Here is a 14903-nt window from a genome sequence, read left to right as displayed (position 1 = left end):
CCGGCCGGAGGAGGTGGGGCTGCGGTGGATCGAAGTCGACCGTGCAGTACCACCCGCTCTTCCGCACGGCACTTTCCTCTGTGATCTGAGGCCTTCCCGCACGGGGCCCATGGCATTTCGCACGACGGAAGAGCACTTCGTTTTTTGCCTGTCTGTAGCGAACGCCGTCACCGCGATCCCGCGGTGCCGCCCGCTTTGCGGACGTACGTAGTACGCATCACGTCCTCATTCCGGGCTGTGCCACGCACTCGCCGACGGCCTCTCCGTGAAGGAGCCCGCCATGTCGATGATCCGTGACCTGCGTGCAGCGGTCCGTCCGTCCCTGCGCAAGAGCAACACCCTCTACAGCACGTACGACACCACCCGCGACCCGTCCGCCTCCAGCGCGGTCGTCGACTGCGCGGTCTACCGCGACGGCCGGCGCGTGGAGAGCCAGTCCTGCCAGACACCGCACGAGGCGATGCTGCGGGTGCGCGAGGGGGGCGGCTTCGCGTGGATCGGGCTGCACGAGCCGACAGAGGCCGAATTCGCCGGTATCGCCGCGGAGTTCGGGCTGCACCCGCTGGCCGTCGAGGACGCGGTCCACGCCCACCAGCGGCCCAAGCTGGAGCGGTACGACGACACGCTCTTCACCGTCTTCAAGACGATCCACTACGTCGAGCACGCCGAGCTGACCGCCACCAGCGAGGTCGTCGAGACCGGTGAGGTGATGTGCTTCACCGGGCGGGACTTCGTCATCACCGTGCGGCACGGCGGAAAAGGATCGCTGCGCGCGCTGCGGTACGGGCTGCAGAAGGACGCGGAACTGCTCGCGAAAGGGCCGTCGGCGGTGCTGCACGCCATCGCCGACCATGTCGTCGACGGATACATCGCGGTGGCCGCGGCGGTGCAGGACGACATCGACGAGGTCGAGATCGAGGTCTTCTCCGCCCCCGCGAAGGGCAGCCCGCGCGGCAGCGACGCCGGCCGGATCTACCAGCTCAAGCGCGAGGTACTGGAGTTCAAGCGGGCCGTCTCCCCGCTGCTGCGGCCGATGCAGCTGCTGAGCGAGCGGCCGATGCGGCTGGTCGACCCGGACATCCAGAAGTACTTCCGCGATGTCGCCGACCACCTCGCCCGGGTGCAGGAGGAGGTCATCGGCTTCGACGAACTGCTGAACTCCATCCTGCAGGCGAACCTGGCGCAGGCGACGGTCGCGCAGAACGAGGACATGCGCAAGATCACCTCATGGGCGGCGATCATCGCGGTGCCTACCGCGGTCTGCGGGGTGTACGGCATGAACTTCGATCACATGCCGGAGCTGCACTGGAAGTACGGCTACCCCATGGTGCTCACCGCCATCATCGGCATCTGTCTCGCGATTCACCGCACCCTCAAGCGCAACGGCTGGCTGTAGATAGGCTGCACGCATGACAGAGAAGCTGCTCGGCCAGGCGCTCGTCGAGGAGGCCACCAAGAAGTCCGGCCTCATCTGGGTGCGGGGCGAGGGTCCCGCTCGGGCCCTGTGGCACGTCTGGCACGAGGGCGCCGCACACCTGGTCGGCGACGGCCCGGGAGAGCAGCCGCTGCCGCAGCTGGTGGACGGCGGGACGGCCGAAGTCACCGTACGCAGCAAGGACAAGGGCGGCCGCCTGGTTGCCTGGACGGCGGCGGTGAGCGAGCTCGCGCCGCACTCCGAGGCGTGGGAGGCGGCCGTCGCCGAGCTCAAGGGCAAGCGCCTGAACGCGCCGGACGCCGAGCAGATGACGGAACGCTGGGCGCGCGAGTGCCGGGTGCTGCGCCTGGAGCCGAAGGACGTGATCACGGACTTCTCGGACGCGTCCCTGGCCGAGGTCCCGCTCGCGACACCCGCGACGACGCGTCGCCCGGCGCCTGCGTCTCTGCCGCGTCTGCTCCTGGGCCGCAAGAAGAAGCGCGGCTAGCCCCGCGCGAGGCCTTTGTCCTCCATCGCCGGACGGGCCGGATTTCCTGCCTAGTCGTCGCTGGTCTTCGGGAGCTGGCGCCCGTAGTCCACCGTCTCGTCCTTCGACGGGGCCGCCAGCTGGAAGTCCTTGTCCCAGTCGCCGAGCGTCAGCACACCCGCGCCGCCCGCCCGCATGAACTGGAGCGGGTACGGTTTGCCCTCCAGCGAGACGTCGAGCATGCCGCCCTCGCCCTCGCCGCCCGTGACCTTGATGGTGCGGATGCCGCCCACCTCCGTACGGTCGCCCTTACTGAGCTTGCCCTGCATCCCGAGCAGGCCGTCGAGCAGCACATCCATGTCCGTGAAGCCGCGGAACTGGTTGTACGCGGGATCCCCCTCGGGCACCTTCACATACTTGTCCCCCAGCTTGTCCGCCGCCGCCGCGTCGGTCTTGCTGGGACCCCCGTCCTGCTTCCCGTCCGCGCTGCTCCAGAAGCCCGCGTCGGCCTTCAGATAGAGCGCGTCGCCGATCCGCAGCAGTTCGAAGGTGTTGTCCTTCGAGGTGACGGACCCCGTGCCGCCGTCGTGCTTGAGCCGCATGTTCAGCCGGTACGTACCGCCCTTGCTGACCAGCTTGCCGGAGAGCCGTACCGAGGCCGCCGCGTCCGCCGTCGCGCGCGCCTTCGCTTCGATCTCGGTGGCGGAGAGTCTGCCGACCCCGTTGGTCCCCGCATCCGGATCCTCGCCGCTTCCGCAGGCCGTCAGCGCCACGGTCAGCCCGGCGCAGAGCGCCACGGGGAACATGGCCCGGCGGGCCGGGGAAACCGGGGGGAGGGGAGTCACAAGCGCACTGCCTCTCATCTGCGAGTCGTGGGTGGCAAGACGGCAGCGTACCTGTGCGGAGGGCGCCACTCCGCAGAGAGCCATACGGACGCCAGCCGGGGCAACGCGGAACGGTACGGGCTAGCCTGAACCCGTCAAATAGCGGCGGTTCATGGCAAAGAGGAGGCGGGGAGCATGGCTGGAGGCGTCCCCCGTGTCTTTGTCTCGCACCTCGTCGGCGTGCCTGTCTTCGACCCCAACGGCGACCAGGTGGGACGCGTACGCGACCTGGTCGCGATGCTGCGCGTCGGCCGTCGCCCGCCCCGCCTGCTGGGCCTGGTCGTCGAGGTGCTCAGCCGCCGCCGGATCTTCCTCCCCATGACCCGGGTGACCGGCGTCGAGTCGGGTCAGGTCATCACCACCGGCGTGCTCAACATGCGCCGCTTCGAGCAGCGCCCGACCGAGCGTCTGGTACTGGGCGAACTGCTCGACCGGCGCGTGGAGCTGGTGGAGAGCCGCGAGGTGGTCACCGTCCTCGACATCTCGATCCAGCAGCTGCCGGCCCGCCGCGACTGGGAGATCGACAAGGTCTATGTACGCAAGGGCAAGGGCGGAGCGCTGCGCCGCAAGGGCGAGGCGCTGACCGTCGAGTGGTCGGCGGTCACCGGCTTCTCGCTGGAGGAGCACGGCCAGGGCGCCGAGAGCCTGCTGGCGACCTTCGAGCAGCTGCGTCCCGCCGACCTGGCGAACGTACTGCACCACCTCTCGCCGAAGCGGCGGGCCGAAGTGGCCGCCGCCCTCGACGACGACCGGCTCGCGGATGTGCTGGAGGAGCTGCCGGACGACGACCAGGTGGAGATCCTCGGCAAGCTCAAGGAGGAGCGCGCGGCGGACGTCCTGGAGGCGATGGACCCGGACGACGCGGCCGACCTGCTCTCCGAGCTGCCGGAGGAGGACAAGGAGCGTCTCCTGGCCCTGATGCGGCCGGACGACGCCGCGGACGTACGGCGGCTGCTGTCGTACGAGGAGCGGACGGCGGGCGGCCTGATGACCACCGAGCCGATCGTGCTGCGGCCGGACGCGACGGTCGCGGACGCGCTGGCGCGCGTACGCCAGCAGGACCTGTCCCCCGCGCTTGCCGCGCAGGTGTATGTGTGCCGGCCGCCGGACGAGACGCCGACCGGCAAGTACCTGGGCACGGTGCACTTCCAGCGGCTGCTGCGGGACCCGCCGTTCACCCTGGTCAGCTCGATCGTGGACAGCGATCTGCCGCCGCTCGCACCGAACACCCCGCTGTCCGCGGTCACCAGCCATCTCGCGGCGTACAACATGGTGGCGGCGCCGGTCGTCGACGAGAGCGGTTCGCTGCTGGGAGCGGTGACCGTCGACGACGTACTGGACCATCTGCTGCCGGACGACTGGCGCGAGACGGACTTCGAGGAGTCCGCCCATGGGTAGCGGCAGCGAGCACGGCCCGGCAGAGCGCGAAGGGCAGAAGGAGCGACTGCCGTCCGGGGCGAGTGCCGCACCCCGCCAGCGGGTCCGGCTCGATCTGCCGCGCGCGCAGCGGCGCAGTCTGCTGCCGGAGTACGACCCCGAGGCCTTCGGCCGCTTCTCGGAGCGGATCGCCCGCTTCCTGGGGACCGGGCGGTTCCTTGTCTGGATGACGCTGACCGTCCTCCTGTGGGTCGTCTGGAACGTCACCGCGCCCCAGGATCTGCGCTTCGACCAGTACCCGTTCATCTTTCTGACGCTGATGCTGTCGCTGCAGGCCTCGTACGCGGCCCCGCTGATCCTGCTGGCGCAGAACCGGCAGGACGACCGCGACCGGGTCACGCACGAGCAGGACCGCAAGCAGAACGAGCGCTCCATCGCGGACACCGAGTATCTGACCCGGGAAATCGCGGCGCTGCGGATGGGGCTCGGCGAGGTCGCCACCCGGGACTGGATCCGCTCCGAGTTCGAGGATCTGATCAAGGATCTGGACGAGCGGCGTCTATTCCCGCAGGGGCCGCCGCACGGAAGTGATGAAGGCGACCGCTGACAGGGCTTTCCCGGGGCGGGAGTGGGCGCCGTACCATCGACCGTATGGTTACGGAAGACGCGGTGCTTGAAGCACTGGCGACGGTGAACGACCCCGAGATCAACCGACCGATCACCGAACTCGGCATGGTCAAATCTGTCGGGATCGGGGCGGACGGTGCGGTCGCCGTCACGGTGTATCTCACCGTCTCCGGCTGTCCGATGCGCGAGACGATCACAAAGAACGTGACCGACGCGGTCGCGCGCGTCGAGGGCGTCGCACACGTCGACGTCACGCTGGACGTGATGGGCGACGAGCAGCGGAAGGAGCTCGCGAGTTCGCTGCGCGGCGGGACCGCCGAGCGGGAGGTGCCCTTCGCGAAGCCCGGCTCGCTGACCCGGGTGTATGCGGTGGCCTCCGGCAAGGGCGGCGTCGGCAAGTCCTCCGTCACCGTGAACCTTGCGGCGGCGATGGCGGCCGACGGGCTGAAGGTCGGCGTCGTCGACGCGGACATCTACGGGCACAGCGTGCCGCGCATGCTGGGTGCCGACGGCCGTCCCACCCAGGTCGAGAACATGATCATGCCGCCCTCGGCGCACGGCGTGAAGGTCATCTCGATCGGGATGTTCACCCCGGGCAACGCGCCGGTGGTGTGGCGCGGGCCGATGCTGCACCGCGCGCTGCAGCAGTTCCTCGCGGATGTGTACTGGGGCGACCTGGACGTACTCCTGCTCGACCTGCCCCCGGGCACCGGCGACATCGCGATCTCGGTGGCGCAGCTGGTGCCGAACGCCGAGATCCTCGTGGTGACCACCCCGCAGCAGGCCGCCGCCGAGGTCGCCGAGCGGGCCGGCTCGATCGCCGTACAGACCCACCAGAAGATCGTCGGCGTCGTCGAGAACATGTCGGGTCTGCCGTGTCCGCACTGCGACGAGATGGTCGATGTCTTCGGCAGCGGCGGCGGTCAGCGGGTCGCCGAGGGGCTGACGAAGACGACCGGCGCGAATGTGCCGGTGCTCGGCTCCATCCCGATCGACGTACGGCTGCGCGAGGGCGGCGACGAGGGCAAGCCCGTCGTACTGACCGACCCGGACTCCCCCGCGGGAGCCGCGCTGCGCACGATCGCGGGCAAACTGGGCGGCCGCGCCCGCGGCCTCTCGGGCATGTCCCTGGGCATCACCCCGCGCAACAAGTTCTGACCGGGGAGGTTGTGGGCATCCGTTCCGCCGGGCGGAACGGGTCCCGCCCGCGCACCATGTGGACGTACGGGAAGGGGCGCCGCTCACCTCGAGCGGCGCCCCTTCCCGTCTGCCCGCCGTCCTAGGCGGCGTACGCGGTGATGTTCTGGACCGCCGAGAAGGCCAGCCCGTAGGCGCTCATCCCACGCCCGTACGCGCCGATGTGCACCCCGCCCCGGGTCGGTCCCGCCAGCACCCAGCCGAACTCCGACTCGCGGTAGTGGAAGGGCGTCGGCGCCCCGTCGACCGGCAGCGAGAGCGTCGACCAGGCCGGGCCGGCCAGATCGTCGGCCAGCTCGAAAGCGGTCTCGGTCTGCTGGTCCAGCCAGTCGTCACGCAGCGAGTGGTCCAGCTGGGCCGGCCAGGTGTGGGCCAGCAGCCCCGAGCCGGCCAGCCATGCGGCGGAGGAGACCGTGGTGGCATCGAGCACTCCGGTGCCGTCGCCGCTGTGTCTGACAGGACTCGCCGCCACGGTCACGACGATCGCGAAGCGTTCCTTGTCCGCGCCGCCGCCCGCGTCCGACCGTATCGACGGCTCGTCGCCGTGGCCGGTCGCGCCATGCTGGACCGTGCCGTCCGCCGCGGTCCCGACCTGCATCAGCCAGCGCGGGCCGGTGAAGGCCTCGTCCAGTCCGTACCAGGGGAAGGTCGCCTGCAGATATCCGTCGACCGTACGCCGGGCTGCTGTCCCCCCCTGCGCCGTGAGCGGGCTCTCCCCGCCGGGGGCAGGGGAAGTGCTGGCCGTACTGTGCGCCGCCACCCGACTCGTCGTCTCCATCTACCGGCCACCTCCTTCGTCTCCGAGGCCCGGAGCGGACCCGCCCCCCTCGGGCGTCCTCGCGTCCGGACAGATGGAGAATAGCCACCCTGTCCCGGCTCGGAGGGATTGACGGTACTCAGGTGGCGTCTGCGTCGAAGGGCGGGCGCTCGTCCTGATCGAGCTTTTCGCGCTTCTTGAGCAGGTCGGGGGTTCCGGAGGAGCCGTTCACGGCAGCGGGGACCGCGGTGCTGGATTCCTTCGCCGGCTCGGTGCCGTTCACGGCATCGGTGACCTCGCTGATCTCTTTCTTGAGGTCGAAGCTGCTGCGGAGGTCCTTGAGATCCTTGAGGTCCTCGTTCTCGTTCAACTGCTTGCGGATGAACGCCTTGGGGTTGAGGTCCTCGAACTCGAAGTCCTTGAACTCCGGCCCCAGTTCGGTGCGGATGTCGTGCTTCGCACTCTCGGAGAACTCGCGGATCTTCCGGATGAAGCGGGTGGCATCCTGGATGACCTTCGGCAGCTTGTCGGGGCCGAAAATGAGCACGGCGAGAACCACGAGCGCCACCAGCTCCAGTGCGCCTATGTCATTGAACACCCTGCTGCTCCTCGTGTTCTCTGCTGCCCGCAGGTCGGATGGGGTCCGGGCCCGATCCACGGTACCCGCCGCAACTGTCCGCGCGGTACCTGCCCGGGACCGGTCGAAGGACCCGGTTGGCGGCAGTTCCTCCCACGGTCATGTGCTGTCCGCGGATCCGAGCGTCAGCGTCATCGTCCGTTCATTGCCGCCGCGGACCAGGGTGAGCTCCAGCCGGTCACCCGGCCGGTGGGCGCGGATCTTGACGATCAGCTCCTCACCGCTGTGCACCCGCTGGCCGTCGATCTTGGTGATGACGTCGCCCGGCTTGACCCCCGCCTTGGCACCGGGACCGTTCGGGCTGACCGAAGGGGAGCCGTCCTTGCCCTTGTCGCCGACACGGGCGCCGTCGCCCGTGTACTTCATGTCGAGGCTGACACCGATCACCGGGTGGGTGGCCTTACCGGTGTTGATCAGTTCCTCGGCGACGCGCCTGCCCTGGTTGATGGGGATGGCGAAACCGAGCCCGATGGAACCGGCCTGGCCGCCTTCGGGACCCGCACCGCTGTCCGCGGCCCGGATGGCGCTGTTGATGCCGATGACGTGGGCCTTGGTATCCACCAGCGGGCCACCGGAGTTGCCGGGGTTTATCGGGGCGTCGGTCTGCAGCGCGTCCACATAGCTGATGTCGCTGCCGTCGCCCTTCTCACCGCCCGCGGTGATGGGGCGCTCCTTGGCGCTGATGATTCCGGACGTCACGGTGTTCTGGAGGTCGAAGGGCGCGCCGATGGCGACCACCGGGTCGCCGACCTGGACGTTGTCGGAGTTGCCCAGGGGCAGCGGCTTGAGGCCGGAGACACCGGTGACCTTGACGACGGCGAGGTCGTAGCCGCTGTCCTTGCCGACGAGCTTCGCCTTGGCGGTCTCACCGCCGCTGAAGGTGACCGAGATGTCGCCGGAGGCGCCGGCCGGGTCGACGACATGGTTGTTGGTGAGGATGTGGCCCTGCTCGTCGAGGACGAAGCCGGTGCCGGTGCCCTGTTCGCCGCCGCCGCTGACATGGAGGGTGACGACGCTCGGCAGGGCGCTCGCGGCGATACCGGCGACGCTGTCGGGCGCGCGGCCGCCGTTGTCCCGGTCGGCCTGCGGGAGTTCGATCTGTGTGATGCCGCCGTTGCGTTCGATGTACGCGCCGATACCGCCGCCGATGCCGCCCGCGACGAGCGCGAGGAGAAGTCCCCCGACCAGCAGCGAGCCGCGTCGGCTCTTCTTCTTGACGGGCTCACCCTGATGGGTCAGCGGCTGCTGACCGGGGGCGCTCCAGGGGTCGTACTGCAGCCAGAGCGAGGGAAGCGGCTGCGGGCGGTCCTGGGGCTGAGGGTGAGGCTGGGGGTGAGGCTGCGGCTGGGAGTGGGGGTGAGGCTGCGGCTGGGGCTGGGGGTGAGGCTGGGGCTGGGGGTGAGGCTGGGGCTGGGGCGGCGGGGCGTACCCGCCACCGGTGCCCATCGCGATGCCGGTCCCTGCGACCGCACCGGAGCCGTGAGGCCCGTTCGGCCCGTGCCCGTTCTGCCCGTTCGGTGCGGGGTACTGCGGCGGTATCGGCGTGCCCTGCGCCGGGGTCGGCACCGGACGTTGCACGGGAGGTGCCGGTGCCCAGGGGCCGGGACCGCCGTACGGAGGAGTGCCGTACGGATCGGGCTCGTGCAGCGGCTTCGGCCGGCCCGGTCCCGGTGCGGGCTGCTCGGGCGGCGCCGGTTCGGCGACCGGCTCCGTGGCAGGCGCTGCTACCGGCACTGCTGCCGGCGCTGCGGTCTGGGGCACCGGAACCGGGGACTGCACCGGGGGCAGCTCAGTCGTCACTTCGGTCTCCTGCGGCACCGACGCCTCGGGCTCGGGGTGAGTCGCACGTCCCGCACTGGGCCGGCTCCACCACTTCGCCTTCGGCCCGGTGGGCTTCCCGTCGTCCATGCTCTCCCCGCAAACTCCGGCCATTGCAGCACCCCCGTGGGGAACCCTTCAGAGGATTCAACCAGGTTTGCGAATGCCCGCGCAGGCTCGCGTTCAGCGCCGGGACGACAGTGGCAGAGCGGACTGCGTGGGCGCGGAGAGATGCGTGGGGGCAGGGGTGGCCGCCGGGGTGGGTCCCGGGGCCGTGGCGAGCTGGAAGGCCGAGCCCGTGGGACGTATCAACGGCGGAAGGGAGGAAGAGGAATTGGTCAGAAATGAGGCGGGAAAGGGGTGGTTCAGTGGCTGCGCCGGGCCGGGCACGCCGGGTGCCGTGGCGACGACGGGCCGGTTCTCGGACCTGGCCGGGCCACTGCCCCCGCCACGTCGGCGGTCGGCCTCCGTGCTCCTGGTGGCGTTCACTCCCGCGGCGTTGTTCGCACCGGTGGTGCCCGTGGTCGGGGTCGCGGCCCGCACAGGTGTGACGTTGTTCCCCGCGCCCTCGCCCCTGGCATTGGTCTCGGCCGCCCCGCTCAGCGGCAGCGCGCCGCCCAGAGCGATCGCGGCGAACGACACCGCGCTCGCGGCCGCGAAGGCGAACCTCCGGCCGCGCCACGGCGAGCGCTCGGCGTCCGCGCGGCCCACGTCGTGGATGCGGAAGCCGCCGCCGGAGCCGCCGGGCAGAAAGGTCGCGTGCGCGCCCGCGGGAACGTAGCCGAAGGTCTCGGACCCCGGGCCACGTCTGTCTTCGCGTGCGCGTCCCGCGGAGGGGTTCAGCGCTCCGAAGACCCCGTCGGCGAGGCGGCCCCCGTCAAAGGGTCCCCCCCGGCCGTCGTCGTCACCTCCGGGCGGACCGGCAGGCAGTCCCTGGAGCCGCGCGAGCAGCCCTTCGGAGGGCGGCGGCGGGGCGGTGTGCGCGAAGACGTTCTTCAGCCGGCGCTGGGCGTCGGCCTCGGCCTTGCACTTGGGACAGGTCGCCAGATGCGCCAGTACCCGGTCCCGGGCGTCGTGTTTGAGCTCACCGTCGACAAGCGCGGCAAGCCGGTCCCCCAAATGCTGCTCCGCGGGGGTCGGACCTGTGCCACTCACGCCGCCCCGCCCTCCCCTGCCAGGCCGATCGCACCCGCCAGCGTGCGCTGCTCCGCACGGGCCTCCGGGGAACGGTGCTGCAGTGCCTTGCGCAGATGGGAGCGGCCGCGGTGGATACGGCTGCGGACAGTGCCCAGCTTGACGCCGAGCGTCGCGGCGATCTCCTCGTACGAGAGCCCCTCGATGTCACAGAGCACCACGGCAGCGCGGAACTCGGGCGCGAGGGTGTCCAGCGCCTGCTGGACATCGGCGTCGAAGTGGGTGTCGTTGAAGACCTGCTGCGGGGACGGCTCACGGCTGGGCAGCCGCTCGGCCGCGTCGTCGCCGAGCGCGTCGAAGCGGATCCGCTGCTTACGGCGGACCATGTCCAGGAAGAGATTGGTGGTGATCCGGTGCAGCCAGCCCTCGAAGGTGCCGGGCGTGTACGTCGACAACGAGCGGAACACCCGGACGAAGACCTCCTGGGTGAGGTCCTCGGCATCGTGCTGGTTGCCCGTCAGACGGTAGGCGAGACGGTAGACCCGACCGCTGTGCGTGCTGACGATGTCCTCCCAGGTGGGAGGGGTCCACGCCTGCGATTCCGCATCCGATGCGAACGTCGCGGTTGCTGCGGATTCGGTCGAGCGGGAACGGTCAGCAATGTAGGTCACGGATCTCGGCTCACCCACCGACCTGAGAAAGCGCCTCAGCGCTCCTCCCCGATCCGCAGGTGCAGCCGCACCTCCCCTGTCGGCTCTGGTGGTGTCCAGCGGAGCCCCTACCATAGCCACCTCGCCCGTTAGCTCCGGATAAGAATCTTTACGCGAATTTGGGTGCTGCTTCCGGCCCTGATTCATGCGCTTCCCCCTGTCTCTCCATAACGCCTGGTCCCATCTGCGGGTTCCCGGTGCAGCGGATACAGTCAACGTCGCGCCAACTACGGGGACAGGAGAGCGTCATTACCGCCAACCGGCAGACGAGCTGGGCGTTCGCCGACGCCTTTGTCGCCGAGGACGAGGCACTGCGCTGGGCCCGTGACCGGGCCCAGGAGTCAGGGCTCCCCTCGGTGTCACCAGGCACCGGCGCAGCGCTGCGCCTGCTGGCTGCGGCGGCTGACGCGAAAGCGGTGGCCGAAATTGGCACCGGGACGGGTGTCTCGGGGATCTACCTGCTGCACGGTATGCGGCCCGACGGCGTCCTGACCACAGTGGACCCGGAGCCCGACCGGCAGCAGTTCGCCCGGGAGGCCTTCCGCACGGCCGGCTTCGCCGCGAACCGGGCGCGTTTCATCCCCGGCCGGGCTCTCGAGGTACTGCCGCGGCTGGCGGACGGCGGATACGACCTCGTCTTCTGCGACGGGGACCCCATGGAGTCCCTGGACTATCTCGCTGAATCGTTGCGCCTGCTGCGACCGGGCGGTCTGGTCTGCTTCGAAGGCGTCTTCGCGGACGGCCGCACGGTCGACTCGGCGGCCCAGCCGGCGGAGGTCCTGCGGGTGCGTGAGCTGCTGCGGGCCGTTCGGGAGAGCCAGGAGCTGATGTCGTCACTGCTGCCGGTGGGCGACGGGCTGCTCTGCGCGGTACGACGCGGCTGACAGAGTCCGCCGAGGGGCGCTGCGCGCCGTTCGCGGAGGTACGGACCGGCCGGTCCCGCGCGGGCCGTCCCTGATCCTGCCGCCGCTGCTTCGATCCCGTCGGCCCCCGGATCCAGGCGCCCCATGATCCGCCTCACGACTGATCCGCCACGCGCTCACGACTGTCCGCCCCACGCTGCATCTGCCCCACGACACAGCGCTGCCCCGGCACCATCAGTGCCGGGGCAGCGAAGAGTGTGGGCGCTTCCGCGTCAGCCGACGACCTTCTTCAGAGCGTCGCCGAGGGCATCGGCTTCGTCCGGAGTCAGCTCGACCACAAGCCGACCGCCGCCTTCGAGCGGAACGCGCATGACGATGCCCCGCCCCTCCTTGGTCACCTCGAGCGGGCCGTCGCCCGTTCGCGGCTTCATGGCCGCCATGCTCGTTCCCCTTCCTGAAACCAGCTCATCGCAGCCGACAACCCAGGTGTCACCGGCATCGAACACATTGCTTCCAGGTCATTATCCCGCATGGCGGGACCCGATGACCAACATCAGTCGGCATCGCTTGCGCAACGCGCTCTCTCAAAACCACTCAATTCGGCGATCCGCCTGCGATACTTCGCCGCCGCGCGCGGGCCAGCGGCCGAAGATTGTTAGACGCAGGTCACATGTTCGCCCCCGGCGATCTCCGCCATGCTGGGCCTGAACACCACCGTTTGAGCCGTAAAGGGGACCTGCCATGGCCGACTCCGTGCTGTACGAGGTGAGCGACGGACTCGCGACGATCACGATCAACCGGCCCGAGGCCATGAACGCGATGAACACCGAGGCCAAAGTCGCCCTCCGCGACGCGGCACGGACGGCCGCCGCCGACACCGCCGTACGGGCCGTACTGCTCACCGCGTCCGGGCGCGCCTTCTGCGTGGGCCAGGACCTCAAGGAGCACATCGGTTCGCTCGTCGCCGACCGCGAGGCGGGCACCACCAACACGATGAACACGGTGCAGGACCACTACAACCCCATCGTGCGGGCCCTCACCGAGATGCCGAAGCCGGTCGTGGCCGGCGTGAACGGTGTGGCGGCGGGCGCGGGCCTCGGCTTCGCCCTCGCCGCGGACTACCGGGTCGTCGCGGACACCGCCACGTTCACGACCGCTTTCGCCGGTGTCGCGCTGACCGCCGACTCCGGGGTTTCGTGGACGCTCCCCCGGCTGATCGGCCAGAGCCGCGCCGCCGATCTGCTGCTCTTCCCGCGCTCTTTCTCCGCGCAGGAGGCGTACGAACTGGGCATCGCGAACAAGCTGGTGCCCGCCGACGACCTGGCCGCCGAGGCCGCCGCCGTGGCCCGCGCCCTGGCCGGGGGTCCGACCGTCGCGTACGCGGCGCTCAAGGAGTCCCTGGCGTACGGCGCCGACCACTCGCTCGGCGAGGCGCTCGAGAAGGAGGAGGAACTCCAGGCGAGGGCGGGCGCGTCGGAGGATCACGCGATCGCGGTCCAGGCGTTCATCGCCAAGGAGAAGCCGAAGTACCTCGGTCGCTAGGGGTCGGTGAGCGGGGTCTCTGGCGATGGGGGCATCCCCCGTGCCAGGGGCCGCGGGGGAGGCGGGACTTCCGCAACACGCGCTAATACTGCAACGGTCTTTGCTCTGATGGTTTGTTGGCTTCTGGTGGTGTGTGGCCGCGTCGTTTGTAGTGGCTGATGCGGGCTTGGTGTTGTCGTCTGCGGCGCCAGTGTGACCAGTGCAGGACGTGGTCGGTGCTTGGGCGGGGTCGAGTGAGGCGGGTGATCAGGCGTCTGAGTTCGGGGAGGGTCAGGGGTATGAGCTGGGAGGATCCGTTTCTGCTTTCCCGGTGTCGAGTTCACGGGCCCGCAGGACGGTGAGGCAGGCGTGTGCGGCCATGGCCAGGGTGATGTGGCGGTGCCAGCCGTCGTAGCGGCGGACCTGGTAGTCGTCCAGGCCGCACTCCTGCTTCGCGGTCTGGAAGCACTCCTCGACCGCCCACCGGCTGCCCGCGATGCGGATCAGCTCGTCGAGTGTGGTGTCGGCCGGGCAGTAGGCGATGTAGTAGGAGATCTCCTCGGGCCGGCGGACACTTCGGCGGGCGATCACCCAGTGACGACGGTCCTCGCGGTGCCAGGGACGGACCTCGACCCTCGCCCAGTCGTAGACCCTCGGGCCGTGGGCGCCGTTGCCGCAGGAACGGCGCTTCCACTTCTGCCGGGACAGCCCGGGAAACAGATCGTGAACGGGGTGGTCCATGGCCCAGCGGGTGACGACGGTGTCATGCCGGGTGGTGGCCATCACGTGGAAGACATCCGCCCGCTCCAGCTCAGAACGCCAGCCCTTGGAGAAGCCGTAGGCGGCGTCGGCGGTCACCCACCGGAACGGGATCCGGTCCGTGATCGCCCGGCGGACCATGGCCTTGGCCATCACCACTTTCGTCTCGAAGGCGACCGTGTCGTCGATGCCCGCGGCCCGGCACCGGTCGCGGTCATCGGTCCATGAGGTGGGCAGATAGAGGCGGCGGTCGATCAATGTGCGGCCGCGTCCGCCGGCATAGGCGAGGAAGACCCCGATCTGGGAGTTCTCCGTCCGGCCGGCGGTTCCGGAGTATTGGCGCTGGACCCCGGCCGAGCGGATGCCCTTCTTCAGGAACCCGGTGTCGTCCACGATCAGCACCGCATCCGGATCGCCGAGGTGCTCGACGACGTAGTCCCGCACGTCGTCCAGGACTTCGTCCGCGCTCCAGTCGATCCGGTTCAGCAGCCGGTGGATCCGGTCCGGGCCGCCATGCCCGGCCTCCTCGGCAAGCGTCCAGCCGTTCTTCCGCTCCAGCGGAGCTATCAGCCCCCGCATATAGGCGAGAGCCGACTCCCGCGGCTCCGACCTGGAGAAACGGTGCACGAACCGCTCGTGCAAGGCCTTCAGTTCACCGGCCCACGACCGGGCATCAGCAAGTTCCCCACCCATGACCTGATAAACGACCGACCTGCCC

The 14903-nt window shown here is 69.9% G+C and carries 15 protein-coding genes; 7 read left to right on the top strand and 8 right to left on the bottom strand.

All coding sequences use genetic code 11. From position 1 onward, the window contains the following. Positions 1-280: 280 nt before the first annotated feature. Together OG883_RS04670 and OG883_RS04665 are read left to right on the top strand one after the other, a co-directional pair. The gene (locus OG883_RS04670) at positions 281-1396 is read left to right on the top strand and encodes a magnesium and cobalt transport protein CorA (protein WP_266535375.1); all 1116 of its coding nucleotides are present in this window, start codon (positions 281-283) and stop codon (positions 1394-1396) included. 13 nt (positions 1397-1409) lie between these two features. Then, positions 1410-1922: a hypothetical protein gene (locus OG883_RS04665; RefSeq protein WP_266535372.1), complete on the top strand. Its 513-nt coding sequence runs from the start codon at positions 1410-1412 to the stop codon at positions 1920-1922. A 50-nt stretch (positions 1923-1972) separates the two neighbouring features. Here the strand turns inward: OG883_RS04665 and OG883_RS04660 are convergent, their stop codons facing one another. Next, positions 1973-2707: a hypothetical protein gene (locus OG883_RS04660; protein ID WP_266541233.1), complete on the bottom strand. Its 735-nt coding sequence runs from the start codon at positions 2705-2707 to the stop codon at positions 1973-1975. Positions 2708-2920: 213 nt separating this feature from the next. On the opposite strand from OG883_RS04660, the gene OG883_RS04655 reads away from it, so the two are divergent. From OG883_RS04655 to OG883_RS04645, 3 genes are read left to right on the top strand one after another with little or no spacing between them, the layout of a single operon-like run. Then, complete coding sequence (locus tag OG883_RS04655; RefSeq protein WP_266535370.1) at positions 2921-4183, top strand: CBS domain-containing protein; 1263 nt, start codon at positions 2921-2923, stop codon at positions 4181-4183. Continuing rightward, positions 4176-4769, top strand: coding sequence for a DUF1003 domain-containing protein (locus tag OG883_RS04650; protein WP_266535368.1), 594 nt, complete (start codon positions 4176-4178; stop codon positions 4767-4769). Before OG883_RS04655 ends, OG883_RS04650 begins: the two co-directional genes overlap by 8 nt. A 44-nt stretch (positions 4770-4813) precedes the next feature. Beyond that, complete coding sequence (locus OG883_RS04645; RefSeq protein ID WP_266535366.1) at positions 4814-5947, top strand: Mrp/NBP35 family ATP-binding protein; 1134 nt, start codon at positions 4814-4816, stop codon at positions 5945-5947. Positions 5948-6068: 121 nt separating this feature from the next. Here the strand turns inward: OG883_RS04645 and OG883_RS04640 are convergent, their stop codons facing one another. The 5 genes from OG883_RS04640 to sigE form a co-directional block, all read right to left on the bottom strand. Further along, entirely contained in the window at positions 6069-6764 is a 696-nt protein-coding gene (locus tag OG883_RS04640) for a hypothetical protein (protein ID WP_266535363.1), read from the bottom strand. 118 nt (positions 6765-6882) lie between these two features. Further along, positions 6883-7341: a sec-independent translocase gene (locus OG883_RS04635; protein WP_266535360.1), complete on the bottom strand. Its 459-nt coding sequence runs from the start codon at positions 7339-7341 to the stop codon at positions 6883-6885. A 138-nt stretch (positions 7342-7479) separates the two neighbouring features. Continuing rightward, the gene (locus OG883_RS04630) at positions 7480-9288 is read right to left on the bottom strand and encodes a S1C family serine protease (RefSeq protein WP_266535357.1); all 1809 of its coding nucleotides are present in this window, start codon (positions 9286-9288) and stop codon (positions 7480-7482) included. 93 nt (positions 9289-9381) lie between these two features. Then, complete coding sequence (locus OG883_RS04625) at positions 9382-10353, bottom strand: anti-sigma factor (protein ID WP_266535354.1); 972 nt, start codon at positions 10351-10353, stop codon at positions 9382-9384. Then, the gene (gene sigE, locus OG883_RS04620) at positions 10350-11117 is read right to left on the bottom strand and encodes an RNA polymerase sigma factor SigE (RefSeq protein ID WP_266535352.1); all 768 of its coding nucleotides are present in this window, start codon (positions 11115-11117) and stop codon (positions 10350-10352) included. Before sigE ends, OG883_RS04625 begins: the two co-directional genes overlap by 4 nt. Positions 11118-11248: 131 nt before the next feature. On the opposite strand from sigE, the gene OG883_RS04615 reads away from it, so the two are divergent. Next, on the top strand, positions 11249-11926 hold the full coding sequence (locus tag OG883_RS04615; RefSeq protein ID WP_266541232.1) for an O-methyltransferase: 678 nt from the start codon (positions 11249-11251) through the stop codon (positions 11924-11926). Between the two features lie 251 nt (positions 11927-12177). On the opposite strand, the gene OG883_RS04610 is transcribed toward OG883_RS04615, so the two are convergent. After that, complete coding sequence (locus OG883_RS04610) at positions 12178-12345, bottom strand: DUF3117 domain-containing protein (protein ID WP_003966491.1); 168 nt, start codon at positions 12343-12345, stop codon at positions 12178-12180. Positions 12346-12646: 301 nt separating this feature from the next. Between OG883_RS04610 and OG883_RS04605 the strand changes: the two genes are divergently transcribed. Continuing rightward, the gene (locus OG883_RS04605) at positions 12647-13447 is read left to right on the top strand and encodes an enoyl-CoA hydratase/isomerase family protein (RefSeq protein ID WP_266535349.1); all 801 of its coding nucleotides are present in this window, start codon (positions 12647-12649) and stop codon (positions 13445-13447) included. A gap of 270 nt (positions 13448-13717) precedes the next feature. Here OG883_RS04605 and OG883_RS04600 read toward each other — a convergent pair whose 3' ends face one another. Then, entirely contained in the window at positions 13718-14878 is a 1161-nt protein-coding gene (locus OG883_RS04600; RefSeq protein WP_266533120.1) for an IS701 family transposase, read from the bottom strand. Between the last annotated feature and the right edge of the window lie 25 nt (positions 14879-14903).

The organism is Streptomyces sp. NBC_01142 (assembly GCF_026341125.1).
GTDB lineage: Bacteria > Actinomycetota > Actinomycetes > Streptomycetales > Streptomycetaceae > Streptomyces.
Note: the sequence above shows the minus strand (reverse complement) of the source record. Positions and strands in the feature narration are given on the sequence as shown.